Source organism: Pseudoxanthomonas sacheonensis, from assembly GCF_031455975.1.
GTDB lineage: Bacteria > Pseudomonadota > Gammaproteobacteria > Xanthomonadales > Xanthomonadaceae > Pseudoxanthomonas_A > Pseudoxanthomonas_A sacheonensis_A.
The window spans coordinates 593951-619629 of the sequence record NZ_JAVDTT010000002.1 but is presented as its reverse complement, the minus strand read 5'-3'; the positions used below and the strand labels follow the sequence as shown (position 1 = coordinate 619629).

Annotated in this window: 17 protein-coding genes; 10 read left to right on the top strand and 7 right to left on the bottom strand. The window is 64.6% G+C overall.

Annotated elements, in window-relative coordinates:
* Window positions 1-78: 78 nt before the first annotated feature.
* Entirely contained in the window at window positions 79-1920 is a 1842-nt protein-coding gene (locus tag J2W94_RS09980) for a family 43 glycosylhydrolase (protein WP_310092750.1), read from the bottom strand.
* A gap of 92 nt (window positions 1921-2012) precedes the next feature.
* On the opposite strand from J2W94_RS09980, the gene J2W94_RS09975 reads away from it, so the two are divergent.
* From J2W94_RS09975 to J2W94_RS09965, 3 genes are all read left to right on the top strand, one after another.
* On the top strand, window positions 2013-3773 hold the full coding sequence (locus J2W94_RS09975; protein WP_310092748.1) for an NAD(P)/FAD-dependent oxidoreductase: 1761 nt from the start codon (window positions 2013-2015) through the stop codon (window positions 3771-3773).
* Between the two features lie 248 nt (window positions 3774-4021).
* Window positions 4022-4867: an NYN domain-containing protein gene (locus J2W94_RS09970; protein ID WP_310092746.1), complete on the top strand. Its 846-nt coding sequence runs from the start codon at window positions 4022-4024 to the stop codon at window positions 4865-4867.
* A 9-nt stretch (window positions 4868-4876) separates the two neighbouring features.
* Window positions 4877-5497 carry a DUF938 domain-containing protein gene (locus tag J2W94_RS09965; RefSeq protein ID WP_310092744.1) on the top strand — a complete coding sequence of 207 codons (621 nt, stop codon included), beginning with the start codon at window positions 4877-4879 and terminating at the stop codon, window positions 5495-5497.
* Here the strand turns inward: J2W94_RS09965 and J2W94_RS09960 are convergent.
* The 3 genes from J2W94_RS09960 to J2W94_RS09950 form a co-directional block, all read right to left on the bottom strand.
* Window positions 5494-6660: a hypothetical protein gene (locus J2W94_RS09960; RefSeq protein ID WP_310092743.1), complete on the bottom strand. Its 1167-nt coding sequence runs from the start codon at window positions 6658-6660 to the stop codon at window positions 5494-5496. The genes J2W94_RS09965 and J2W94_RS09960 overlap by 4 nt on opposite strands.
* A gap of 16 nt (window positions 6661-6676) precedes the next feature.
* On the bottom strand, window positions 6677-8095 hold the full coding sequence (locus J2W94_RS09955) for an MBOAT family O-acyltransferase (protein WP_310092741.1): 1419 nt from the start codon (window positions 8093-8095) through the stop codon (window positions 6677-6679).
* Window positions 8096-8393: 298 nt separating this feature from the next.
* A complete protein-coding gene (locus tag J2W94_RS09950; RefSeq protein ID WP_310092739.1) occupies window positions 8394-9161 on the bottom strand; it encodes a hypothetical protein in 768 nt (255 codons plus the stop codon).
* Between the two features lie 502 nt (window positions 9162-9663).
* Here J2W94_RS09950 and J2W94_RS09945 point away from each other — a divergent pair.
* Complete coding sequence (locus tag J2W94_RS09945) at window positions 9664-11565, top strand: M61 family metallopeptidase (protein ID WP_310092738.1); 1902 nt, start codon at window positions 9664-9666, stop codon at window positions 11563-11565.
* A gap of 137 nt (window positions 11566-11702) precedes the next feature.
* Complete coding sequence (locus J2W94_RS09940; RefSeq protein WP_310092736.1) at window positions 11703-12920, top strand: lytic murein transglycosylase; 1218 nt, start codon at window positions 11703-11705, stop codon at window positions 12918-12920.
* A gap of 42 nt (window positions 12921-12962) precedes the next feature.
* Here the strand turns inward: J2W94_RS09940 and yjjJ are convergent, their stop codons facing one another.
* The gene (gene yjjJ / locus J2W94_RS09935) at window positions 12963-14351 is read right to left on the bottom strand and encodes a type II toxin-antitoxin system HipA family toxin YjjJ (RefSeq protein WP_430540584.1); all 1389 of its coding nucleotides are present in this window, start codon (window positions 14349-14351) and stop codon (window positions 12963-12965) included.
* Window positions 14352-14589: 238 nt separating this feature from the next.
* Window positions 14590-18297, bottom strand: a complete 3708-nt coding sequence (locus tag J2W94_RS09930; RefSeq protein WP_310092731.1) for an indolepyruvate ferredoxin oxidoreductase family protein — start codon at window positions 18295-18297, stop codon at window positions 14590-14592.
* A 169-nt stretch (window positions 18298-18466) separates the two neighbouring features.
* Between J2W94_RS09930 and J2W94_RS09925 the strand changes: the two genes are divergently transcribed.
* The 4 genes from J2W94_RS09925 to J2W94_RS09910 all read left to right on the top strand — a co-directional run bounded on the left by J2W94_RS09925 (window position 18467) and on the right by J2W94_RS09910 (window position 23186).
* Complete coding sequence (locus J2W94_RS09925) at window positions 18467-19096, top strand: tetratricopeptide repeat protein (RefSeq protein WP_310092729.1); 630 nt, start codon at window positions 18467-18469, stop codon at window positions 19094-19096.
* 49 nt (window positions 19097-19145) lie between these two features.
* Window positions 19146-20843 carry a gamma-glutamyltransferase gene (gene ggt / locus J2W94_RS09920; RefSeq protein ID WP_430540583.1) on the top strand — a complete coding sequence of 566 codons (1698 nt, stop codon included), beginning with the start codon at window positions 19146-19148 and terminating at the stop codon, window positions 20841-20843.
* A 209-nt stretch (window positions 20844-21052) separates the two neighbouring features.
* Entirely contained in the window at window positions 21053-22234 is a 1182-nt protein-coding gene (locus tag J2W94_RS09915; RefSeq protein ID WP_310092724.1) for an MFS transporter, read from the top strand.
* Between the two features lie 28 nt (window positions 22235-22262).
* Complete coding sequence (locus tag J2W94_RS09910; RefSeq protein ID WP_310092720.1) at window positions 22263-23186, top strand: AEC family transporter; 924 nt, start codon at window positions 22263-22265, stop codon at window positions 23184-23186.
* A gap of 102 nt (window positions 23187-23288) precedes the next feature.
* Here J2W94_RS09910 and J2W94_RS09905 read toward each other — a convergent pair whose 3' ends face one another.
* Window positions 23289-24776: an AAA family ATPase gene (locus J2W94_RS09905; RefSeq protein WP_310092718.1), complete on the bottom strand. Its 1488-nt coding sequence runs from the start codon at window positions 24774-24776 to the stop codon at window positions 23289-23291.
* 235 nt (window positions 24777-25011) lie between these two features.
* On the opposite strand from J2W94_RS09905, the gene J2W94_RS09900 reads away from it, so the two are divergent.
* Window positions 25012-25644: a ParA family protein gene (locus tag J2W94_RS09900; protein ID WP_310092716.1), complete on the top strand. Its 633-nt coding sequence runs from the start codon at window positions 25012-25014 to the stop codon at window positions 25642-25644.
* The last annotated feature ends 35 nt before the right edge of the window (window positions 25645-25679 follow it).

The following is a 25679-nucleotide window of genomic DNA, read 5'->3' as shown; positions in this document are numbered from 1 at the left end:
GCGGCGCTGCCTTTCATTCCACCAATAAAGGTCAACAGAGGTGGACATCCTTCCGCAATTGCAGAGGTAGGAAGGTGTTCATTCCGCTTGCCTGGCTGCACTCAACCCGGAAACTCCAGTCTCGTTGAACGCCTCGACCGCCATCACGTAGGACTGGTCGACGTTCAAGGCACGCAGTTCCAGGGTGGTGCCCTTGTCGGCGAACACCTGATAGCTCAGGTTCAACCGGTCCGCGCGCAGGCCCCAGCGCACGTTGTATCCCACCGCGCTGGGAACGGCCTTCCAGGTCACCACCGCATTGCGGCGATCCTGATCGCGCTTCACGGCCACATCGCGTGGCGCAGTCGGCGGCTTGCCCTCCGCATTGCCGAACACGCGCAAGTCGCTGATGGCCAGATTGGCCGCGCCCACATGCCCGTGCACATAACGGAGATAACGTAGGCGCACCGGTTCCGGCAGTTGCAGGTAAGCGTTGGGACGGTCGCGACGGTCCGGACCATCGCCGACTTCCGCCAACGGCTTCCACTTCTTTCCATCCGTCGAATGCTGCAACTGGAACGCCGTGTAGATATCCGGCGCATCGGCGAAACGCCCGGACTGATAATCGGCGTAATTGACCTGCACGGCGCGCACCGTCTTCTCCGCACCCAGGTCGACGGTCAAGGTCTGGCCGGGTTCGCTGCTGCCGGCGACCCAGAACGTACGCGGATTCTCATCGGTGACCCGGCTGGCGGCGAACTCGCCCCGCGTGGACGAGGCCGTCGCCTTCTTGCGGTACGACAGCAGCATCCAGCCGGTGAACAGCGATTCCGGATCGGCGATCTTGCCTTCCGGCATCCAATGCGGGAAATCGCCGAAGCGCGCGGACACGCTCATCTGTCCGTCATCGGCGAACGCCGCCGGAAACATCGCGATGCGGCGTTCGAAGGTCCAGTTGTAGCCGATCCAAGGCGTACCGGTGTTCCACCAGTTGCCGTATTTGTCCTGGAAGGTGGAACCGTGCCCGGCGCCCTGCACGAAACCGCCGGGCTTGTACGCCACCGGGTTGTAGGGCGCGTATTCGAACGGGCCCAGCGGATTGTCGCCGACATAGGTGCCGTTGGCGTAGGCGTTGTATTCCGTGCCCGGGGCGCCGTATTGCAGGTAGTAGCGGCCGCGCACCTTGGTCATCCACGCGCCTTCCATGTAGTTGCCGACCGGTTTGCCGTTGGGGAAATTCATGCCGCGGTGATCGGGGCCGAAGCGTTCCCAGCCATGTTTGGCCGGATCCAGCGCCAGCATCACCTTCGGTTCGCCACGGAAGGTGAACCCGCGAGGGGCTTTTTCCATCTCGATGCCGTACAGCGGGTAGGTGTCCGACGAGCCCCAGTAGAGGTACCAACGGCCATCGTCGTCGATGAAAATATCCGGATCCCATGGCCCCGGCGGAGTCTTGCCGGCCGGCAGCGGCAGCAGGTCCTGGCCCGGCGGCACCGCGCTGGGAATACGCGGCAGCAGCCGAGTGAGGTAGTCGATCTTGCCGCTGGCCGGATCGGTGGATTGCAGCAATGCGCGCGGGCCGAACGCCGACTGCATGATCACCAAGCGATCGCCGTCGGAAACCACGGCCGGCGCCACGATGCTTTCCGACGGCCAGCGGCTGGGGGTGACGAAGCGCCAGTCCAGCAGGTTGGTGGAGCGCCAGTAGCCGTCGGCCAGGGTCTGGAACAGATAGTAGGCGTCCTTATGCCGCACGATCACCGGATCGGCGCCGGTGCGATAGGAAATGCCTTCGTTGAGCTGCTCGAAGTTGTAGCGGTAGTCCAGATCCATGGGGTTGGCATAAGTGCGGCGTCCAGGCGGTTCGGCCGCCGTCGCCAGGCTTGCGCTGAGTGCCGCAAGCAGCAGCGTGCTGCGTCGCATCGATCGGAAATATTGCATGCGCCCTCTCCTGACGGTCTGGCGATGCCGGCTACCTTACAGCGCCCGTTTCCTCGCCGCAGTTAAACTGGCGCCTCTCCGCGGATCCGGCCATGCTTCGACTCACCGACCTGAAACTTCCTCTGGACCACGACGAAGCGGCCTTGCCTGCGGCGATCGTCGCCCGCCTCGGCATTGCCGCCGACGAGCTGGTCGGCTTCACCGTGGCCAAGCGCAGCTACGACGCGCGCAAACGCGGCGCGATCATGCTGATCTATGCGGTGGACGTGGAGACGACCCGGGAAGCGGACATCTTGCAGCGGTTGCAGGTGGACGAGGAAGCGGCAGACGGGGTCGGGCCGACGCCGGACACCACCTACAAACCCGTGGCCCATGCGAAAGAAACGACGGCCTCCGCGCAGGTGCCGCTATCGGTGTGTTCGGAAGACGCGCGGGTGGTGGCGACCACGGTCGAGGAATCCGTGCAGGCGGCCCCGCATCCGGCGGCGCTGCGGCCGCTGGTCATCGGCATGGGTCCCTGCGGTCTGTTCGCCGGCCTGATCCTGGCGCAGATGGGCTTGCGGCCGATCATCCTGGAGCGCGGCAAGAACGTGCGCGAACGCACCGTGGACACGTTCGGTTTGTGGCGGAAGAAGATCCTCAATCCCGAATCCAACGTGCAGTTCGGCGAAGGCGGCGCGGGCACGTTCTCCGACGGCAAGCTGTACAGCCAGATCAGCGACAAACGCCACTATGGGCGCAAGGTGCTGACCGAGTTCGTCAAGGCCGGCGCGCCGGAGGAGATCCTCTACGTCAGCAAGCCGCATATCGGCACCTTCCGCCTGGTGTCCATGGTGGAAAACATGCGTGCGGACATCGAAGCGCTGGGCGGGGAGATCCGCTTCTCGCATCGGGTCGACGATGTGCTGATCGAAAACGATTCGTCGTCCGGCGCACGCGCGATCCGCGGCGTGGTGCTTGCGAACGGAGAGGAAATCCGCGCCGACCACGTGGTCATGGCGCTGGGCCACAGCGCGCGCGACACCTTCCTCATGCTGCACGAGCGCGGCGTGTTCCTGGAAGCCAAGCCCTTTTCCATCGGCTTCCGCATCGAGCATCCGCAATCCCTGATCGATCGCGCCCGCTTCGGTCCGCAGGCCGGGCACCCGCTCCTCGGCGCGGCCGACTACAAACTGGTCCACCACTGCCGCAACGGACGTTCGGTGTACAGCTTCTGCATGTGCCCGGGCGGCACTGTCGTCGCCGCCGCCAGCGAACCGGGACGGGTGGTCACCAACGGCATGAGCCAGTACTCGCGCAACGAACGCAACGCCAATGCGGCCATCGTGGTCGGCATCACGCCGGAGGACTACGCCGAGTTCGACCCCAGCGGCAGTCCGCTGGCCGGCATCGCCTTGCAGCGGCATTGGGAGGAGCAGGCCTTTCGCCTCGGTGGCGAAAGCTACGACGCGCCGGGACAGCTCGTAGGCGATTTCCTGCGCAAGCGCGCGTCCGTCGAATTCGGGTCGGTCCAGCCCTCGTATACGCCGGGGGTGAAGCTCGGCGACCTCTCGGTCGCATTGCCGCGCTACGCGATCGACGCGATCCGCGAAGCGCTGCCTGCCTTCGACAAGCAGATCAAGGGTTTCGCGATGGACGACGCGGTCCTCACCGGCGTGGAGACGCGCACTTCTTCTCCGGTACGCATGACTCGTGGCGTGGATGGGCAGAGTCTCAACACGCTTGGCTTGTTTCCTGCGGGCGAAGGAGCAGGGTATGCGGGGGGAATCCTCTCTGCGGGCGTGGATGGGATCAAGGCGGCTGAGGCGGTTGCCATGCAGATGATCGCAGCCGGCATCGCGAGCGCCGTCTAGCTTTTAGTCCCCTCCCTTGCGAAGCAGGGGAGGGCTAGGGAGGGGTGCTCTTGGCGCGATAGTCGGCGGGTGGTTTGAAAGTCACCGGCTGTATTCCGACAGGAGCAGGTCATGGCTTTCTAACGTCACCGCAAAAAGCACCCCTCCCCAACCCTCCCCTGCTTCGCAAGGGAGGGGGCTGATCATGTGCTCTGCAAGATCGAAGGAGTATGTTGGGTCAGTCCTTTGGCATGCCAGGAATCAACCCCATGAAATCCAGAAACAACGGCAAGTCCGACAACGACGACGACCAGCCGCGATTGGCGGTGCTGATCGATGCGGATAACGCCCAGCCGTCGGTGATCGAGGGTCTGCTGGGCGAAGTGGCCAAGTACGGCGTGGCCAGCGTGAAGCGCATCTATGGCGACTTCACCAGTCCGCGCATGACCCAATGGAAGGCGGCGCTGCTCAGGCATTCGATCAGCCCAGCCCAGCAGTTCGCCTATACCAGCGGCAAGAACGCCACCGACAGCTCGATGATCATCGACGCCATGGATCTGCTGTACACGCAGCGCTTCGACGGCTTCTGCCTGGTCTCCAGCGATAGCGATTTCACCCGGCTGGCCCAGCGCCTGCGCGAGGAGGGTCTGACCGTGTACGGTTTCGGCGAGAAGAAGACGCCGGATGCGTTCGTGCGGGCCTGCGACAAGTTCATCTATACCGAAGTGCTGCGCATGGAAGCGGCCAGCGCACCCGTGAAGCCGGCGGCGAGCAAGCCCGCAAAGAAGGTCGCGACAAAGTCTGCGCCAACGAAACCGGCTTCGACCGCGACACCGCCGCCCGTGCCGGCGGTGGAGGCCAAGAACAAATCCACCGAGCAGTTGCCGCTGGCGCTGATTCGCCAGGCCATCGAAGAAGCTTCGGATGACAACGGCTGGGCGTTCTTGGGCGCGGTCGGCAGCTACCTCAACAAGATCCAGCCGGACTTCGACCCGCGTCTGTACGGGCACCGCAAACTCAGCGATCTGCTGAAGCATCAGCCCCGGTATTTCGCCATCGAGGAGCGCGGTGCGAGCGGTTCCAACAAAATGATCTACGTCCGCTCGCTGGCTTGAGTGGCCGTCATGGTTGCCGAAAAACCGTTCTCGCCGGCCAGCGAACGCAACCGCGATCCGATCCTGGAGGTGTTGCGCGTGCATTTCGCCCAAGCGCGCGAGGTGCTGGAGATCGGCAGCGGCACCGGCCAGCATGCGGTGCATTTCGCGGCGGCGATGCCGTGGCTACGGTGGCAGTGCTCGGATCGTGCGGAGCAGCTGCCAGGCATCCGTATGTGGCTGGAGGAGGCTGGGCTGCCGAACACGCCGGCGCCGATCGAACTCGACGTCGCGCATGGCTCATGGTCGCCGACGCATTTCGATGCCGTATTCACCGCCAATACCCTGCATATCATGGGCTGGGACGAGGTCGAGGCGTGCTTCGTGAGCCTGGGCGAAATGCTCGCGTTCGCCCCGACTGCCGCCGCACCTTTCGTCTTGGCGGTCTACGGTCCGTTCAACTACGACGGCGAGTTCACCAGCGACAGCAATCGACAGTTCGATGCGTCGCTGCGCGTACGCGACCCGCGCATGGGCATCCGCGACTTCGAGGCGGTGGATGCTCTGGCGCGCGCGATCGGCCTGCGGCTGGCCGCCGATGTGACGATGCCGGCGAACAACCGCACGCTGGTCTGGCGGCGCAGTCCCTAGCGGGCGGCCGCCACTCGCGATCCAGGTTCGGCGCGTGCGAACTCTTGCTCGACCAGCGGCGCCAGCGCAGTGGTGAAGCGCTTGGCATCGGCGGCGGTCAGGTGCGACCACTCCGGTAATTCGTAGCCTTGCAGTTGCGGGTAGTCTTCGAAGTGGATGCCAGGCGTACCGGTGCGCTGCAACAGCACGTCCCAGGTCCGCGCGCGCGGCGTCGTTTTCTGCTCGAACGCGTAGTACTCGCCGTCGCTGGGCGGGCGCACGAACACCACGCGCACGCCGCGCGCGCGCAAGGTGGCGATGGCCTTGACCGCGCGCTCGATCTGCGTCTCCATCAGCTTCCGCGCCTTCTCCGGCGTATCCATCATCGGCGGCGGCGGACCGGTGAAGTTCTCGGCCCAGATGCTGCGCGCCAGCGCGCGATATTGCGGATCGACCTCGACCTTGCGCCAGATGTGGGTGTTGCGATCGCCGCTGTCCTGCGTCATCAGCTTGCGCACGCGCGTGTCCTTGCGCAGGCCTGGGCGCGGCGGCCAATCCTGGCGCCGGATCACCGTGGCCAGCGCGAAATCCGGGTCGTAGAAGGCGAAGTACGGTTCAAGCAGGCGCTTGGACAGCCAGTGCCCGCTGCGCTGCGATGGCCCCTGCTTGTGGTAGTGCGAAATCGCCTCGCCCCGGTAGGCGAAGCCGCTGAAGAACAGGCCTGGGGTGACGTCCACCACCAGACGGCCGGTGAAGTCCGGATCAGCAGCCAGGTCCTCCAGCGCCGGCACCGCCGATGTGCCTTCCAGCGCCAGCTGGATCGGGCGCTCGCCGGTCGCGCGTTCCCACTCCGGCAGTTGCACGTCGAACAGGATGCGCGAGCTGCCGATCAAGACGGTCTTGCCGCCTTCGCCTTCATTGATGCGGCGGCGTTGCTCGGCCCATGCGCCATTGCTGTTGCGGTAACCCGGCGTGGCGCCGAACGCGCGCCAATACCATTCCCATCCGGCCATCAGCAGCAGGAACAGCGCCAGCGCCCCGAGCAGGATCCTTCCCCACGGCTGCGGTGGGATGTCGCGTTCCGGCACCGGCTGGGCGACGCCGGGCCGGTCGGAGGCGGTCAGGCGCACGAAACCGGGACGCTCGAAGCGTTCGGTCGTCCCAATGGCGACATCGCTGGTCATGGTCATTTCCCCGGCATCAGAACTGGAAGTAGATGAAGGCATTGCCCGCTCCCTGTGCCGCAACCACCGCGAACGCCATCGCACCCAGCGCCGCCGACAGCGGCACCGGGTGCCGCCGCGCGAGCATCGCTTCCAGCGTGCGGCTGCGCATCAGCCAGTGGGCGATCACTATCCCGCCCACGATCAGCGCCACCATCGCCAGATGCGCAGTGGTCAGGATGGGTTGCGCCTCCGGGTTGCCGCCGAACATGCCGCGAAGAATCGTCCATGCCTGTTCGAAACCCTTGGCGCGAAAGAACACCCAGGTGATGTTGATCAACCCATAGGTCAGCAAACCCAGGCCGACCAGCGCCAACGGCCCAGGCCGATAGCCCTGGAAGCGCGCGCGCAACATGCGCTCGGCCGCCAGATACAACCCGTGCAAGCCGCCCCAGACCACGAAGGTCCAGCTGGCGCCGTGCCACAGGCCGCCGAGCAGCATCGTGGCCATCAATGCGAAGTAGGTGCGCGCCTCGCCATGGCGGTTGCCGCCGAGCGGGATATAGAGATAGTCGCGCAACCACGCCGACAAGGTGATATGCCATCGTCGCCAGAAGTCGGAAAAGCCGATCGCCGCGTACGGAAAGCGGAAGTTGTCCGGCATGGCGAAGCCCAGGCACATCGCCGCGCCGATGGCGGTGGTGGAATAACCCGCGAAATCGCAGATGATCTGTCCGCTGAAGGCCAGCGTGCCCATCCATGCGTCCAGCGCGCCGGGGATCCGGCCCGGCGCGTCGTAGACCGCTTCGGCCGCAGGTCCCAAAAAGCCGTCGGCCAGCACGATCTTCTGGAACAGCCCCAGAACCATCAGCGCCAGGCCGAAACGCAGCTGGTCGGCCGTGGCGCGGCGTTCGTGCGCGAACTGCGGCACCAGCTCGGTCGGGCGCATGATCGGTCCGGCGACCAGGTGCGGGAAGAAGGTCACGAACAGCGCGTAGTCGAGGAAGCTCTTCGCCGGTTTCGCCCGCCGCAGATAGATGTCCAGCGTGTAAGACAGCGTGGCGAAGGTGTAGAACGAGATGCCGACCGGCAGCACGATGTCGAGCGCGGGCGGTTGATAGGCCACCTCCAGCGCGGCCATCAGCGCCTGGAAGTTCTCCATCAGGAAGCCGCCGTACTTGAAGTAGCCGAGCATGCCGAGGTTCACCACCACCGACAGCAGCATCCACGCGCGCCGCGCCGCCGGCTTCTCCGCGTCTACCAGTTTCTTCGCCGCCCACCAGTCGACCACCGTCGACACCCACAGCAGGATCACGAACGGCGGATTCCAGGCCGCGTAGAACAGATAGCTGGCGACCAGCAGATTGGTTTTCTTCGTGGTCCAGCGGAACGGCATTACGTGCAGCGCAAGCACCAACGCGAAGAACACGATGAACGTAAGGGAGTTGAAGACCACGCGGGCTGACCTCGCCGGCGGGGGCCGGATATGACCTGCAACGCGGTTAGTGGACAGCGACGGACAGTACTGCGGCGAATGGCGGTGGGTTCGTCGCCATGTCGCGGGCTGGGTGGGAGCCCATGGCGCTATCCGATTCCGCTAGTCGTTCCCGCGCACCCCGCCCGGGCTGTCCTACCCATGAAGACGGGTTGCAGGCCTCCGTACAGGGAGCACCCGCGCCGCAACACCACGAACGTCTACGCAATCGGCCGCAACTTACCCCGCACCTAGCATTGGTGGCGGGATTCAAGATCGTTCAGGGGTTCGGCAATGCGGACTCCATCGGCGCGCCGCGGGCGATCGACGCGTGCTTATGCCGCAGCCACATGCCGAATGCCGACAGACTGATGATGGCGGTCGTCACCAGTTCGCCGCCATCTTCGATCAAGGTCAGCAAGGTTTGCGACACATTCTTTCCCAGCATCCCATGCACGGCGTCCACGCCGACACCGAAGAAAATCAAGGTCGCGAAGTAGGCCGTAAAGACGAGGTAGGGAAGCCAGTCGTCTTCGCCTTGAATCAGGCGCGTGCCGGCGAGCCAGAACACGACGGACAAGAATCCCGTGGTGGAGAATCCGATCAGATCCCCGGCGACCGGCGACAGACCCAGTCCGACATTGAACAGGTGCCCGATAGCTTCATGCAGTTCGAATGCATCGTCCAGAAACGTCACGAACAGGATCGCCGCGAACGCATACCACTGCTTCTTGCCATACACGCGGGCGGATAGGGCAAACAGCGCGCAGGCCGCCAGTTCCAGGCCGTAGCCGAAGATTTCGGGATAGCCTCGGTCGACAAACGAGAACTGGAGGCGGTCATAGAAGAAGCTGTCGGTCAGATGATGCCTCTCCACATACGCATACCTTATGAAGCAGGCAATCAGCGTCGCCATCGTGCCGGTCACGGCCGCAACAGACCATCGATGCGCACGATCGGGCAGGATCAAAAAATCCCGCGCGAGCCGCAGGCCGCGCGGGACAAGATAGGGGAGGGAATGGGGTTGACGACCGACAGCGGCGTGCATATGACCTCCTAACGGGATGACTTGCTGCCGTCCGCGAAACCGGGCGGTGGGCCTGTCATAAAGTCGTCATATGTTGCTTGTGTAATAGAAAGCTTTGCAATTTTTTTGCGACGTGTTCAGCAAGAAAAATTCAATGAATTCATCTCTCCTCTAACCGGCGTTAACGTAGGTGATAGCGGCGTGACGCCGATGCCATGAAAGATCGGGACGGTAATTTTTCTCGAGGGGTAGGGGCAGAAGCAAAGGATCGAAGAAAGCCAATCTCTCTCGCGTCGGCAACGCCAAGATCGCCAGCGCATGGGAAGAGCGCCCACCCGATTGGTGTTTGATGTTCATACCCAACAGTTTCTTGCACCGCAGGCAGTGGCAACGCTCGCACTCGTCCCGCGTGCCTCAAGAGCCTAGCCGGCGATTCCGTCGATAGGGCCGAGACCGGCTGCAAGCTTGTCGTTTCCCGCGTGACATGCCCAGAATGCTGGCTTCCCACGTAACTGGAACCCGCATGGCGCGGCTCGTGATCCTGTTGCTCTGTTTGCTGGCCCTGCCGTTTCCCGTGCGGGCACAGGCGCCTACCGTCGCGCCCGTGGTTTCCGACCGCGATTACCCGGGGGTGATATCGCTAGCGGTCGATGCCACCGACGTGTCGCGCCGCATCTACCGGGTGCGCGAACGCCTTCCGGTCCAGCCCGGTCCCTTGAAGCTCTGGTACCCGCAGTGGATACCCGGCAATCACGCGGCCACCGGCCCGATCAACCAGTTCGCGGGTCTGCTGATCGCAGGCAACGGCCAGCGCATCGAATGGCGGCGCGACCCCTTGGACGTCTACGCCTTCCATCTGGACGTACCCGTGGGCGTCGCCGCGCTCGAGATCGAATTCCAATCGCTTTCGCCCACTGCCGACGATCAGGGCCGGGTGGCGATGACCACCGAACTGATGTCGGTGCAGTGGTCGCGATTGCTGCTGTATCCGGCCGGTTACGATGCGCGCCGAATCCGTTTCGAACCCAGTCTGCGTTTGCCCGAAGGCTGGCAATTCGGCAGCGCGCTGGAAACGGCTGGGTCCGATGACGGAGTGACTCGCTTTCAGCCGCTCGCGCTCGTCGATCTGGTCGATTCTCCCGTCTACGCCGGCCGTTACTTCAAGCGATTCGACCTGGATCCAGGCGCGAAAATACCGGTGCGCCTCAACGTGATCGCCGATGCGCCGGAACTGCTCGATGCCAAGCCGGAAATCCTCGCCGCGCACCGTGCGCTGGTGAAGCAGGCCGATCGGGTGTTCGGCACGCGCCCGTTCGTCCACTACGATTTCCTGCTGGCGCTGTCGGACCAGTTCAGCGGCATCGGCCTGGAACACCACCAATCGAGCGAGAACGGCACCTTTCCCGGCTATCTGACCGGCGATGCGCCCTTCACCGACAACTATCTGCTGCCGCACGAATACGCGCACAGCTGGAACGGCAAGTTCATGCGTCCGGCGATGCTGTGGACGCCGCACTACAACACCCCGATGCAGAACGATCTGCTCTGGGTGTACGAAGGGCAGACCGAGTTCTGGGCGTGGGTGCTGGCCGCGCGCGCCGGGCTTTATACGCCGCAACAGGCGCGGGAAGTGCTGGCCGCCAACGCTGCGATGTTCGAGCATCGCGCCGGCCGCGGATGGCGCAGTCTGCAGGACACCGTCTACCAGGGCATCGTCGACTTCAACGATGCACCGCAGGCGTGGGAGAGCTGGCAGCGCGGCTACGACTTCTACGACGAAGGCACGTTGGTATGGCTGGATGTAGACACCAAACTGCGCGAGCTATCGAAGGGAAAACGTTCGCTCGATGATTTCGCGCAGGGCTTCTTCGGCGGCTACGCGGGCGAAGTCGGAGTGAGCCGCTACGGTTTCGCTGAGGTGGTCCAGGCGCTGGATCGCGTGCAGGCGCACGACTGGGCGTCGTACTTGCGTGAGCGCGTGGACAGCCATGGCCCCGCCGCGCCTTTGCAAGGACTGGCGCGCGCTGGCTGGAAACTGGTCTACGACGAAACGCCCAACCTAGCCATCGCCGATGCGGAAGGCGACGGCGAGTACGACGATTTCCGCTACTCGCTGGGCCTGCAGGTCGCCCACGACGAAGGCACGGTCAACGACGTGCTTTGGGACAGTCCGGCTTATCGCGCGGGCATGGCCAAGGACATGCAATTGGTGGCGGTATCGGGCATGGCCTACAACGCCGAGCGCCTGAAGCGCGCGATCACCGTCGCGCACACGGACCAGCGACCGCTCGAACTGCTGGTGAAGCAGGGCGATGCCTATCGCACGCTGCAGCTCGACTATCGCAACGGCCTGCGCCATCCGCATCTGCAGCGTATTGCGGGAACACCCGATCGTCTGACGCAGTTGCTTGCGCCGAGGAAGTAGTCGTCGCGACTTCGACCGGGGCATGCGGGAGGACAGAAAGCCTCGCTACGGCGGCGCTTTACCGTGATGTCACGCGCCGTTGCGGAAGGATGCGCAATACTCCGACAAAGAGGGCTCGGGTCCGTTGGAAGGAGAGGATGTCCATGAAAACACTCTTGTGCGCCTCGCTGGCGCTCGCGTTCTGGTCGAACGCGGCCGCCGACGAGATGGTCTTCAATGATTGTCTGGCGGGTTTGCGAGGAAAGGCCGAAGCGGCAGGCATAGAAGGAGCGAGCTTCGACGCCAACACGCGCGATCTTGTTCCGGACATGGGCGTGCTGGAATTGCTCGATGCGCAGCCCGAGTTCACTACTCCGATCTGGGACTATCTGGCCGCGTTGGTCGACGACCAGCGCGTCAGCGATGGCCAGGCCATGCTGCTGGCCAACGCCGCGACTCTCGCCCAGGTTTCGCAGGAGTACGGCGTGGACCCGCAGACCGTGGTGGCGGTGTGGGGCGTGGAAAGCGACTACGGCAAGACCTTCGGCAAGCGGCCCTTGCTGGTTTCGCTGGCGACGCTCTCGTGCTTCGGGCGCCGCCAGGATTTTTTCCGGGGCGAGTTCTTCGCCACGCTCGATCTGCTGCAAAGCGGCGACTTGAAACCGGAAGGTTTGACCGGCTCCTGGGCCGGCGCGTTCGGCCATACCCAGTTCATGCCCACCACTTACCAGCGCATCGCGGTCGACGGCGACGGCGATGGACGCCGCGATCTGGTCGCCAGCATTCCCGACGCGCTGGCCTCGACCGCCAACTACCTCAAGCAAGCCGGCTGGCGCACGGGCGAACCCTGGGGATACGAAGTGAAACTGCCCGCGGGTTTCGATGCCGCGCTCGCCGGCAGGAAGAACAAGCGACCTCTGTCCGACTGGATCGCGCGCGGCATCACCCGCGTCGACGGCACGCCGCTGCCGGCGTCCGATGCGCAGGCCGGCGTACTGCTGCCTGCGGGCGCGACGGGCCCCGCCTTCCTCGTGTTCCGCAACTTCGATGCGATCTATTCGTACAACGCCGCCGAGAGTTATGCGCTGGCCATCGCAACTTTATCCGACCGCTTGCGCGGTGGCGGCGCCTTGATCACGCCCTGGCCCACCGACGATCCGGGGCTGGGCCGCGGCGAACGCAAGCAACTGCAACTATTGCTGCTGGCGCGCGGGCATGCCATCGGCGAAGCGGACGGCATGATCGGCACGCTCACCCGCCGTGCGATCGTGGCCGAACAACAGCGGCTGGGATTGCAGCCGCAGGATGGGCGCGCAGGACGCAAGATCCTTGATGCATTGAGGCGGGAAGGGCCGCCCATACAGGTGCCGCTCTGATCTGCACCTGCATCGCCTGTCCAGACCCGCATCGAGGAAGGACTAGCGTTGCCGCGCTACCGCGTGACCCAGCGAAGCCGACGCTCCTTCGGCGATGCGTCGGAAGGCTTCCGAGATCGCGGGGTTGTCGGCGACTTGTCGCCAGAACGCCAGGGCCAGGGTCGCCGCCACGCGCCAATTCTCGCGAAATTCCGGCGTAGGCAAGGTGACGGCGTACTCGCGGGGCACTATCTCGCCGCTGGCGGCGGGACGGAAATGCATCGGCAGCATATCGTAGGCCGGCGCCAACGCGAGCGGCCGGTCATCGGTGAGGGCCAGGGCGGCGTTGCCCAAGTGCATGTCGTTGTTGGCGATCAGCGCGCCGAACCACCCGAGCACGCGCAGGCGCTGCGCATTCTCGGTATCGATCCAGCCATCACGTTGCAGCTGCGGTGCGAAGCGCCACCAGTCGATGCGGCCGTGACCGTAGAAAGCGGCGTCCAGCGCCGCTAGCGATACGAATCCGCGACGGCCCAGTACCGAAGTGCGATCAAAGCGGGTCGATTGCAGGAACGTGCGGCCATCGGCCTCTACGATCTCGCCGAGGGCGGCAGGCTGGCCGTGCGCACGCAGGACCGCCCCGGCGATCTGCTCGCAACGCAACAGGTCGGCCCAACGTCGGGCGGCGGGTGTTTCACCGCGTTCGCTGAACTTCACGATCACCGGCTGGAAGCCATCGTCTCCACGCAGCGTCGCTAGAAACTTGGGCTGTTCGCCGCCCGCGGACGAACCGATGTTCTCACCGCGCAGCACCGCTTCGGCAAGCGGGGGATAGCGGGCCTCGCGCTCGTTGACGGGCATGGCGTCTTCAGGCGCCAGCGCCTTCTGCAATGCATTTTGCAGCGCGGACTCACCGAGGACGAGATCGCCGGGCTGATCGTCTCCGTAGCGCAGCAGGGCAAGCACCACGTCGTCAGACCGCCAGCGCGTCAGATCTCCCGATGCGCCGATGTCCGCAGCGACACGACGCGCGAACGTGCGGCCCAGGAACCCTTGCGGGCGTTGGTCGTCGAGAAACCAGGGTAAGCCAGGGAACAGGCCGTTCAGGAACTGGCCGTTGGCGAAATCGCCTCGGAGGAAGGCGGGTAAGGCCTGCGCGGGTTGAAAGTGGAATTCATCACCGTGCAAGGCGCGCAGTTCACCCAGGGTCTCCGCCTGACCATAAGCGTCTATGCGGTACAGGGGCCACAAATGGCCGGCACGCGCAATTTCACGGCTCAGGACATAACGCGCCGCCCTAGCATTGCCGATTCGGACAACGCGGTCACTGGAGGCGATCAGACGCGAAAGGGTTGGTTGGCTGATGCCAAGGGCGCCGGCCAGTTCTGCTGCGGTTTGCGGACTCCGCAAGCGCAGCAGATCTTCCAATTGGCTCGTTCGGAGATTTTCCATACGAGCATTGAATAGATTTATGAATAAATAATCAAGTCTATTTAATGAGTAGAACTGGATAAATCTCAGACCATGACACCAATTGTGAATAGATCGTTGAATTGATATCCTGATTGCCAGGACGTAGGGCGGGTTTCAACCCGCCATGGCCATGCATCAACCTCGCGACGGCAATGGAAAGAAGCCCAACCGCCGCCAATACCACCGGAATGATGGCAATGGCGGGTCAAGACCCGCCCTACGCTGCCTGCACCAGCGGGATCTCGCGTGGGTTGTTCCACTTGTCCAGCAATGCCGCTTCGCGCGCCTTGGCCTTGTGCAGGTGGGCTTCCTTGACGTGTCCGTAGCCGCGGATGTGTTCGGGGATGCTGGCGATTTCGGCGGCCAGAGGCAGATTGTCCGCATTGAGCGAACTCAGCAGCCCGCCGATCGTGTTCTCGTAGTCGCCGATCAGGCGGCGTTCGCCCTTGCGCTCTTCGGTGTAGCCGAAGATGTCCAGCAGGCCGCCGCGCAGGAACCGGAACTTCGCCATCAGCTTGAACGCGCTGAACACCCACGGACCGAATTCCTGCTTGATCAGCCGGCCCTGCGCGTCCTTCTTCGCCAGCAACGGCGGCGCCAGGTGGAAGTGCAGCTTGTAGTCGCCTTCGAACTGCTGCTCCAGCTTCCTTCTGAAATCGCCGCTGGTGTACAGGCGCGCGACTTCGTATTCGTCCTTGTAGGCCATCAGCTTGAAGAAGTAGCGTGCCACCGCCTCGCTCAACGCGGTCGAACCCGGCGCACGCACGTGTTCGGCGTCGCGCACCTTGTCGACCAGCGCGCTGTAGCGGTTGGCGTAGGCGGCGTTCTGGTACTCGGTGAGGAAGGCGACGCGGCGCTGGATCAGTTCGTCCAGCGAGCGCGACAGGCGCAGGTCGTCCAGCGGCAGGAAAGCGAGATTGCTGTCGCCGCTGTTGGCATCCTGCAGGCCGCGCACTTCATGCTCGTTGTCGGGGGTGCGCGGGGCGCTGGGGCTGGCCCACTCGCTGGTCTCCCATTCGCCCGGCGGCAGGATCTGCAGATTGTGCGGGGTACGCTCGGATTCGGTCTGCGCGTTGTGGATCACGCCGGCCGCTTCGGCGACGGCCACAGGGTTGACCACGGCCAGGCGGCCCCAGGCGAAAGCCTGGCGATTCATTTCTATCGCCGCGCCGTTCAACTCGACCGCACGCATGATCGCCTCGAACGAAATCGGCACCAATCCCTGTTGCCAGGCGTAGCCCAGCATGAACAGGTTCGCCGCGATCGCATCGCCCATCAGCGCCGTCGCCAGCACCGTGGCGTCGACCTGCAGCGGCGCGCGTCCGCCGAGCGCCTGCGTCACTGCGGACACGATGCCGGCGGCGGGGAATTCCATATCCGGCCGCGTGGTGAAAGTGCCGGGCATCGCCTGGTAGGTATTGAGGACCACCTGCGAACGTTCGCCGCGTACTTTCGACAACACCCAGTAATCGTTCACCACCACCATGTCGCAGCCCAGCACCACGTCGGCTTCGCCGGCGGCGATGCGCACGGCGTGGATGTCTTCGGGCGTGCGCGCGATGCGGATGTGGGTGGTGACCGCGCCGCCCTTTTGCGCCAGACCGGTCTGGTCCAGCACGCTGGCGCCCTTGCCTTCTAAGTGCCCGGCCATGCCCAGCAGCGCGCCGATGGTCACTACGCCGGTGCCGCCGACGCCGGTGATCAGGATGTTCCAGGGTTGCTGGAAATCGGCCTTGAAAACGGGCGCGGGCAAATTGGCCAGCAGTTCGGCCGGATCCTTTTTCTTGCCCTTGCGCGGCCCGCCGCCATGCACGGTGACGAAGCTGGGGCAGAAGCCGTTGACGCAGGAATAGTCCTTGTTGCAATTGGACTGGTCGATCTCGCGCTTGCGCCCGAACTCGGTTTCCTTCGGCAGCACCGACACGCAGAAACTCTTCACGCCGCAGTCGCCGCAACCTTCGCAGACCAGCGTGTTGACCATGACCCGCTTCTGCGGATCGACCAGCTTGCCGCGCTTGCGGCGGCGGCGCTTCTCGGTGGCGCAGGTCTGGTCGTAGATCAGGATGCTGGCGCCCTTCACTTCGCGCAGTTGCTTCTGCACTTCGTCCAGGCGCTTGCGGTCGTAGAATTCGACGCCGGAGGGGAAGATCTCCGGCTTGCTCCACTTCTCGATTTCGTCGCTGACGATCACTATCGTCTGCACGCCCTCGGCGCGCATCATGTGCGCGATCTGCGGCACGCTAAGCGTACCGTCCACCGGCTGGCCGCCGGTCATGGCGACCGCGTCGTTGTAGAGGATCTTGTAGGTGATGTTGACGCCGGTGGCGACCGACTGACGGATCGCCAGCGAGCCGGAATGGAAGAAGGTGCCGTCGCCCAGGTTCTGGAACACGTGCTCGGTTTCGGTGAACGGCGCCTGCCCCGACCAGGTCACGCCTTCGCCGCCCATGTGGGTGAAGGTGTCGGTGTCGCGGTCCATCCACGTCACCATGTAGTGGCAGCCGATGCCGCCCAGTGCGCGCGAGCCTTCCGGCACTACGGTCGAGGTGTTGTGCGGGCAGCCGCTGCAGTAATGCGGTACGCGCGGGAAATTGGCGCGTGGCAATGCCATCTCCGCTTCCTTCTCTTCCATCCAACGCAACCGCTGTTCGATGGATTCGGTGGTGAAGAAGCGCTGGATGCGGCGGCCGATGACGCCGGCGATGGTCGCGGGCGTCAGTTCGCCGGTGGAGGGCAGGATCCATTCGCCTGCCTCGTCGTACTTGCCGACGATGGAGGGACGCGGGCCGGCGCTCGCTGGCCAGTTGTAGAACTGTTCCTTCATCTGCCGCTCGATGAAGGCGCGCTTCTCTTCGACCACCACGATGTCTTCCAGGCCGTGGGCGAAGTGGGCGATGCCCACCGGCTCCAGCGGCCAGGTCATGCCGACTTTGTACACGCGGATGCCGATGTCGGCGCAGGCCTGTTCGTCCAGGCCCAGGTATTCCAGCGCCTGTAGCACGTCCAGGTAGCTCTTGCCGGTGGTGACGATGCCCAGCCGTGCGCGCGGCGAATCCAGCACGATGCGGTCCACGCCGTTGGCGCGGGCGAAGGCCTGCGCGGCCTTCACCGCATAACGGTGCAGACGCATTTCCTGATCCAGCGGCGGATCGGGCCAGCGGATGTTCAGCCCACCGACCGGCATCTCGAAATCCTCCGGCAGCACGATGCGGCGTGCGAACGGATTCACTTCCACCGAGGCGGAGGATTCCACTGTTTCGGCGATCGTCTTGAAGCCGACCCAGCGCCCGGTGTAGCGGCTCATCGCCCAGCCCACCAGGCCCAGATCCAGGATGTCCTGCACGCCGGCCGGGTTCAGCACCGGCATCATCGCGCTGACGAATTCGTCTTCCGAACCGTGCGGTAGGGTGGAGCTGCGGCAGTTGTGATCGTCGGCGGCCATGGCCAGCACGCCGCCGTGCTTGGAGGTGCCGGCGGCGTTGCCGTGCTTGAACACGTCGCCGCAGCGATCCACGCCGGGGCCTTTGCCGTACCACATCGAATACACGCCCTCGACCTTGGCGCCGGGGAACAGGTTGGTCTGCTGGGTACCCCAGACCATGGTCGCGCCCAGATCCTCGTTCAGCCCGGGAATGAATTTCACCTGCGCCTCGGCCAGATGCTTCTTCGCCCGCCATAGCTCCAGATCGAAACCGCCCAGAGGCGAGCCGCGATAGCCGCTGATGAACCCGGCCGTATTCAGTCCCGCGGCCTGGTCGCGCAGGCGCTGCATCAGCGGCAGCCGGACCAGCGCCTGTACCCCGCTCAAATAGATGCGGCCGTCGGTGCGGGTGTACTTGTGTTCGAGGGTGTAGTCGTTGTCCAGCACGTCGATCTGCGGGGTGTTGGCGGACGACGGCGAGGTGAGTTCGGCGGTGCTGGTCATGGCTGGCCCGGGGGTGTCGGAGGCGGCTGGCGACGTCCGGCGAACGCCGGACGCGTGGTAGCGAATTGTATCAGCGCGGTATTTCGTGACCTTCCTCACTCCCCGGATGTGCGCTGCAGCGGTTAGGATGGCGATGGGGAGGTTGCTGTTCGTGGTTGGGGAATGTCGCATGACTACTATTCGGGTTTTTCTGGCCATCTTGTTGGCCATCCACGGCTTTGCCGCGCAGGCGCAAGCCCTGCCTAAACAAAAAGAGTTCTATTTCGACGCCGATGCCGGCACCGCACGCAAGATCGTGGTGGCGCAGGGCGAGGGCGACGCCCTGGCCGCGGAGCTGGTCAAGATGCGCGAGCGGGGCCGCAAGCTGATGGAGGCGACGGCGCAATTGGCGCACGTGGCGATGTCCGACAACCGCACCGACCTGGGCAAGACGCTGTACACCGAGGCGGTGGGAGCGACCCAGGTCAACAGCGGTATCGGCCGTGCGATTCGTTGGAACTATGCGTGGGACCTGTACAAGCACGACGAAGTGGCGCCGGCGCTGGCGTTCTGGGCCGAACTCGCCCACGGCTACGGCCAACCGTCCTGGGTGCCGCCAACGCTTGCCCTGGCGTTGTGGAGCGCGGATCGCAAGGCGGAAGCCGTGAAGTGGTACGCCGCCGCGGTGCGAACCGAGCCCAACCTGTGGAACGACCCGGCCAACTACCCGACTTTGCTGCCGGACTGGCGCGAAGAGGATCGCAAGCGTCTGGCCGAGGTGTATACGGCCTGGGCAGCCAATCCCCCCGCCTGGCCGTAACATGCGGCGGGTGGGTCGGCGTCGTCGCTGACTTTTGCGAGGCCTTCCAATGCGCTATCTATTGACGCTGCTGTTGCTGTGCGCGGCGCCGGCCTATGCCGCCGACCGGATTACCGGACGCGATTTCGCCACTCGCTCGGAAGTCATCGCGCCGCATGCGATGGCCGCCACTTCGCATCCGCTGGCCACCCAGATCGCGCTGGACGTGATGAAGCAGGGCGGCAGCGCGGTCGATGCCGCGATCGCCGCCAACGCCGCACTGGGATTGATGGAACCTACCGGCAATGGCGTGGGCGGCGATCTGTTCGCGATCGTGTGGGATCCGAAAACGAAGAAACTCTACGGTTACAACGGTTCCGGCCGCTCGCCGAAGTCGCTGACGCTCGATTACTTCCAGAAGCAGGGCCTTACCGACATTCCGCCACTGGGTCCGCTGCCGGTCAGCGTGCCGGGCGCGGTGGACGGCTGGTTCGCCCTGCACGACCGCTTCGGCAAGGCGCCGATGAAGGACGTGTTGGCGCCGGCGATCCGCTATGCGCGCGAAGGCCATCCGGTCGCCGAAACCATCGCCTACTATTGGGGTCGTTCGGTGCCGCGCTTGTCCAAGTACCCGGGCTTCAGCGAGCAGTTCACCGTCGGCGGGCGTGCCCCGCGCACCGGCGAGTTGTGGAAGAACCCCAATCTGGCCGACACCCTGCAGAAAATCTCCGATGGCGGTCGCGATGCCTTCTACAAGGGCGATATCGCCCGCACCATCGACGCTTATTTCAAGGCCAACGGCGGTTTCCTCAGCTATGAAGACCTGGCCGCGCATCACGGCGAATGGGTGGAGCCGGTCAGCACCAACTATCGCGGTTACGACATATGGGAGCTGCCGCCCAACGGCCAGGGCATCGCCGCGCTGCAGATGCTCAATGTGCTGGAGGGCTACGATTTCTCGAAGATCCCGTTCGGCAGCGCCGAACACGTGCACTTGTTCGTGGAAGCCAAGAAGCTCGCCTTCGCCGACCGCGCGCGCTGGTACGCTGACCCGGCGTTCCAGCCGGCGCCGGTGGCCAAGCTGATCTCCAAGGCGTACGCGCAGCAGCGACGCAAGTTGATCTCGGAAGACAAGCCGCTGCGGGAAGTGCAACCCGGTACGCCGGCCGAACTAGATCAGGGCGACACCATCTACCTGACCACCGCCGACGCCGACGGCATGATGGTGTCGCTGATCCAGTCCAACTATCGCGGCATGGGCAGCGGCATGGCGCCACCGGGGCTGGGTTTCATCCTGCAGGATCGCGGCGAAATGTTCGTGCTCAAACCCGGTCATCCGAACACCTTCGAACCGGGCAAACGTCCGTTCCAGACCATCATTCCGGCGTTCATCACCAAGGACGGCAAACCCTTCGTCAGCTTCGGCCTGATGGGCGGTGCGATGCAGCCGCAGGGACACGTGCAGATGGTGATGAATCTGGTCGACTTCGGCATGAATCTGCAGGAAGCCGGCGACGCGCCGCGCATCCAGCACGAGAACGACACCGAGCCCACCGGCCAGAACACCGCGATGAGCGATGGCGGCGTGGTGCAGCTGGAGTCCGGTTTTCCCTACGAAACCGTGCGCGGCCTGATGGACAAAGGCCATCACGTGGAATGGGCGCTCGGTCCGTACGGCGGCTATCAGGCGATTCGCCGCGACCCGCAGACCGGCGTGTATTTCGGCGCGTCGGAAAGCCGTAAGGACGGACAAGCCGCCGGTTATTAGCCGGTAGGAGCGCCCCATGGGCGCGAGCTTTTTCCTGACGCGTGCAAAGAGCTCGCGCCCATGGGGCGCTCCTACCGAGCGCATACGTATTCCCCGAATTTGCAACGCTGGGTTTGGTGAAATCGGATTGCCGATACCGTTGCTGCACTGCACAATACCCTTGTCCGATGCCTCCGTGCCGATCGCGCGCGGACCTTACAAGGAACCCCATGCGCCTGCCCCTTATCGCGCTGGCCGTCAGCGCCTTCGCCATCGGCACCACCGAATTCGTGGTGATGGGCCTGCTGCCGCAGATGGCGGCGGACCTGGGCGTCTCGATACCGTCGGCGGGTCTGCTGGTGTCCGGTTATGCGCTGGGCGTGGTGATCGGCGGGCCGCTGCTGGCCATGGCCACGGCCCGCTTGCCGCGCAAAACGGTGCTGCTGGTGCTGATGGGCGTATTCGTATTGGGCAACCTGTTGTGCGCGCTGGCCCCTAATTACGAAACGCTGATGGTGGCGCGGGTGATCGCGTCGTTGGCGCATGGTTCGTTCTTCGGTGCGGGTGCGGTGGTCGCACGCCATATCGCGCCGGAAGGAAAAGGCGCGCAGGCGATCGCGTTGATGTTCACCGGATTGACCGTCGCCAACATCCTGGGCGTGCCGCTGGGCACTCTGCTCGGACAGGCGCTGGGCTGGCGCGCCACGTTCTGGGCGGTGGTGATTCTGGGCGTGGCCTCGCTGCTGATCCTTGCCCGCAATGTGCCTTCGCTGCATGAACTGACCCCGCCGCGGCTGCGCCAGGAACTGCGGGTGCTGCGTCAGCCGCAGGTGTTGCTGGCCATGGCGATGACGGTGTTCGGCTTCGGCGGCATCTTCACCGTGTTCACCTACATCGTGCCCATCCTCACCAGCGAAGCGCACCTGGGCGAATCCACGATCAGCTGGGTGCTGGTCCTGTTCGGTTTGGGCGCCACCGGCGGCACGCTGCTGGGCGGGCGCCTGGCCGACTGGAAGCTGATGCCCGCATTGGGAGTCGCCCTGGCGACGTTGTGCGCATTCTTCCTGCTGTTCGCTGGCCTCATGCACCTGCCGGCGTTCGCGGTGGCCAGCGTGTTCCTGATCGGATTCATCGGCTTCCTGGGCGGTCCGGCCCTTCAGGCGCGCTCGGTGCAGCAGGCCAGCGAAGCGCCGTTGCTGGCTTCCACTTTGAACCAGAGCGCATTCAATCTCGGCAATGCCGGCGGCGCATGGCTGGGCGCGAGCCTGCTGACCGACGGCCACGGCTATCCGCATCTTGCGATTGCCGCCGCGTCGGTCACTGCAGTGGGTTTGGCTCTGACCGGTTTCAGCGCATGGCTGGAATCGCGCAACCGGCAAATGCTCGTCTGCGACGAAGCTGCGGGTGCGTAAGCGGCGCAACCCGGGATAATCATTGGCGATGGCCTTCGACGCGTTCGCCCTGATCCTGACCATGCTCGCCCTGGGCATGGGATTCGCGCGTCTCAGGTTATTGCCCGCCAACGCGGCGGAGACGCTCAATCTGGTGGTGCTATACGTATGCCTGCCGGCGGCGGTGCTGATCTACGCGCCGCGCCTGCATGTGGACGTCTCGCTGGCGGGATTGATCGCCACGCCCTGGCTGCTCGCGGCCGCGACCCTGCTGCTGGTGGCGTTGGCCACGCGCCTGTTCAAGTTCCGCCGCGACGAACACGCCGTGTTGCTGTTGTGCGTGGCGCTGGGCAACACCAGCTTCATCGGCTATCCGATGGTGCGCGCGCTGCTCGGCGAACGTGCGCTGCCCTATGCGGTGGTCTACGACCAGTTCGGCACGTTCGTGCTGTTGTCCACGTTCGGCTTGTACGTACTGGCGAAATACGCGGGCGACGAGGCGCCCACGGCGAAGCTGATACTGCGGCGCATCCTTAAATTCCCGCCGGTTTGGGCGTTGATACTCGGCCTGACCGTCATGCCCGAACAGCCGCCGCAATGGATCGCGTCCGCCTTGCAGAAGCTCGCCGACGCGTTGCTGCCGCTGGTGATGCTGGCGGTGGGCCTGTCCATCCAGTTGAAGCTGCCGCGCGATGAGGTGAAGCCCTTAGCCACGGGCCTGCTGTTGAAGTTGGTGATGATGCCCGCACTCGCGCTGGCGTTGGCCTTGCTGTTCGGCATGCGCGGCGGAATGTTGCAGGTCAATGCGCTGCAGTCGGCTATGCCGACCATGATCTCCGCCGGCGCGTTAGCCATCGCCCACAACCTGGCGCCACGGCTAGCGGCGGCGTTGGTGGGTTACGGGATTCTTCTTTCCCTGGCCACGCTGCCAGCGTGGGTGTGGGTGCTGCAACGCTTCGGCGGCGGTGCCTAGTAGGAGCGACGTCCCCCAAGGGGACTTCCTTCGGGGCGTGAGTCGCGAAACAAGCATCAGTCGCGACTCACGTCGCTCCTACGAGAAATCGACCCGCTGCGATCAATCGGCCGGCACCGTCCGCTCGCTCGCCCACGCGCGCAACGCCGAAACCTGTTCGGCCATGATCACCGAGAGCGGACGCGAATTGCGTATTTCCTGCATCAACAGGTCGGTGTCCAGCGGCTTGCGGTCCGCGTGGGCGGTGTACAGCGCGGCGACGATGGCCTGTTCGATCTCCGCGCCGGAGAAGCCGTTGCTGGCCGCGGCCATGGCGGGCAACGCGAAATCCTCCGGCTCCAGCTTGCGACGGGTCAAATGCAGGCGCAGCAGTTCCACCCGCGTGTCCGGGTCGGGCAGGTCGACGAAGAAGATTTCATCGAAGCGACCCTTGCGCAGCAGTTCGGGTGGAAGCTCGTTTACCTGGTTGGCGGTGGCGACCAGGAAGACTTGGCTCTTGCGCTCGGCCATCCACGTCAGCAGATAACCCAGCACACGACGCGATACGCCACCGTCGCCTTCACCGCTGCCGCCGGCCAGGCCTTTCTCGATCTCGTCGATCCACAGCACGCACGGCGCCAGCTGTTCGGCCGAGGCCAGCGCGCTGCGCAGGTTCTTCTCGGTCTCGCCATGGTACTTGTCGTACAGGGTGCCAAAATCCAGGCGCAACAGGGGCACGCCGAAACCGGCCGCGGTGGCCTTGGCCAGCATCGATTTGCCGCAACCCTGCACGCCCAGCAGCAGCATGCCTTTGGGCGGGTCCAGACCCGGTGGCGCGGTGCCTGCGACGAACACCTCGCGGCGTTGCTCGACCCAGCGCTTCAGGCGTCTGGCTCCGGCCACGTCGGCGAAGCGCGCGGTGTCGTATTCGTAGTGCAGATGGCCGCTGCGGTTGAGCAGCTCGAACTTGAGCTTGGACAGCTGCGGCAGATCGGCGGCGTTGAGCGCGCCGTCGTCGTAGATCAGCTGGCGGGCGATGCGGCGCGCATCGGGCAGGCTCAGTCCCTGCAGATTGCGCACGATCTGCTGCACCGCTTCGCCGTCGGCTTCGACCCGGCGGCCGCCGTTTTCGCGGGCGTATTCGCTGGCTTCCTCGCGCACCATCTTCAGCAGGGCGTTGGCGTCGGGCAGGCGCGGATTGAAGCGCACTGCGATGGCTTCCAGTTCCGACGGCAACTCCACCTTGGCGCCGACCAGCACCACCACGTGCGGCTGGCAATGACGACGCTGCACGATATCGCGTAGCTGGCGCTGGCTGCTGGCGTAGCCCAGGTAGGGGTGGAAATCGAGCAACAGATAGATGCCGCGTTGCTCAGCCTGCTTCATCGCCTGCAAAGCGGCGCTGGCATCGGGCGGGCCTTCGGCTTCGTCCTCGCGGTCCATGTCGATGCGGCGCAGACCTTCGGTGATAGACCACCGATAGAGCGCGCGCCAGACCTGGGACAAAGCCTGGCGGAACAGCTCGACCGCGCGGCCTTCGTCCTGGGTCTCGATGACGATCAACGGGGTATTGGCGCGAATCAGCGCGGTCAGGTCCTGCAGTTCGCTCACGATCGGTCCGGGTCCTTGGCAGCGCGCACGATAGCAAAGCGGGAAACAGGGAATGGAGGGTTTGCGCTTTGCCCGTTCGAAACGAGGCCCATGCAGGGTCCGCTTTTGATCTTGAGCAAAGGAGCAAAAGCAAATCCCCCTCAATCCCCCTTTTCCCAAGGGGGAGGTCGGGGAGACCGTTCCCCGTTAACCGTCGCCGGTGTACCCTGCGGCTTCCCGGTAACGAGGCGTGCGCATGAAGACGATTCTGGTCGCCAGCTCCAAGGGTGGCGCGGGCAAGACCACACTGGCCACTAACCTGGCCGCGCATTTCGCGCTGGACGGCAAGCGCACCGTACTGGTGGACGCCGATCCCCAGCACTCCTCCACCCGTTGGGCCGAACGCCGCGCCGAGCTGGAAACCGCCGTACTTCCCATCGATGCCAGCGGCAAACGCGCCTGGCGCGCTTGGTTGCCGGATGACGCCGAGCGGGTGGTCATCGATGCCCCGGCCGGAGCGATGGCCGACGACCTGCCGCAGTTCATCGAGCACGCGGACGCCATCGTGGTCCCGGTGCTGCCGTCGGCGCTGGACATCGAGGCCACCGTGGGCTTCCTGAATTCTCTATCCAAGGTGTCGCGCGTACATAAGCGCAAGCTGCCGGTGGGCCTGGTGGTCAACCGCAGCAAGCCGTGGACCAACACCTCGCAGCAGGCCGTGGAAATGCTCAAGACCTGGCCCTATGAGGTGGTCGCGCAGCTGCGCGATACCCAGGCCTACGTGGTCCTGGCCGGGCTGGGCCGCAGTCTGTTCGATTACCGGTCCGCGCAAGTGCGCGACCATCAGGCCGACTGGGATCCCTTGTTGAAATGGATCAAGAAAGCCTGAGCCTGCTTCTGAGCTCGCTCCAACCGAAGGGATGC

What these genes read in the sequence shown, in the direction of transcription:
- J2W94_RS09940 (WP_310092736.1), top strand. Translation starts at nt 11,703, where the DNA reads ATGTCCATGAAAACACTCTTGTGCGCCTCGCTGGCGCTCGCGTTCTGG.
- J2W94_RS09975 (WP_310092748.1), top strand. Translation starts at nt 2,013, where the DNA reads ATGCTTCGACTCACCGACCTGAAACTTCCTCTGGACCACGACGAAGCG.
- J2W94_RS09915 (WP_310092724.1), top strand. Translation starts at nt 21,053, where the DNA reads ATGCGCCTGCCCCTTATCGCGCTGGCCGTCAGCGCCTTCGCCATCGGC.
- J2W94_RS09950 (WP_310092739.1), bottom strand. Translation starts at nt 9,161, where the DNA reads ATGCACGCCGCTGTCGGTCGTCAACCCCATTCCCTCCCCTATCTTGTC.
- J2W94_RS09945 (WP_310092738.1), top strand. Translation starts at nt 9,664, where the DNA reads ATGGCGCGGCTCGTGATCCTGTTGCTCTGTTTGCTGGCCCTGCCGTTT.
- J2W94_RS09910 (WP_310092720.1), top strand. Translation starts at nt 22,263, where the DNA reads ATGGCCTTCGACGCGTTCGCCCTGATCCTGACCATGCTCGCCCTGGGC.
- J2W94_RS09930 (WP_310092731.1), bottom strand. Translation starts at nt 18,297, where the DNA reads ATGACCAGCACCGCCGAACTCACCTCGCCGTCGTCCGCCAACACCCCG.
- J2W94_RS09970 (WP_310092746.1), top strand. Translation starts at nt 4,022, where the DNA reads ATGAAATCCAGAAACAACGGCAAGTCCGACAACGACGACGACCAGCCG.
- J2W94_RS09960 (WP_310092743.1), bottom strand. Translation starts at nt 6,660, where the DNA reads ATGACCAGCGATGTCGCCATTGGGACGACCGAACGCTTCGAGCGTCCC.
- ggt (WP_430540583.1), top strand. Translation starts at nt 19,146, where the DNA reads ATGCGCTATCTATTGACGCTGCTGTTGCTGTGCGCGGCGCCGGCCTAT.
- J2W94_RS09980 (WP_310092750.1), bottom strand. Translation starts at nt 1,920, where the DNA reads ATGCAATATTTCCGATCGATGCGACGCAGCACGCTGCTGCTTGCGGCA.
- J2W94_RS09965 (WP_310092744.1), top strand. Translation starts at nt 4,877, where the DNA reads ATGGTTGCCGAAAAACCGTTCTCGCCGGCCAGCGAACGCAACCGCGAT.
- yjjJ (WP_430540584.1), bottom strand. Translation starts at nt 14,351, where the DNA reads ATGGAAAATCTCCGAACGAGCCAATTGGAAGATCTGCTGCGCTTGCGG.
- J2W94_RS09925 (WP_310092729.1), top strand. Translation starts at nt 18,467, where the DNA reads ATGACTACTATTCGGGTTTTTCTGGCCATCTTGTTGGCCATCCACGGC.
- J2W94_RS09900 (WP_310092716.1), top strand. Translation starts at nt 25,012, where the DNA reads ATGAAGACGATTCTGGTCGCCAGCTCCAAGGGTGGCGCGGGCAAGACC.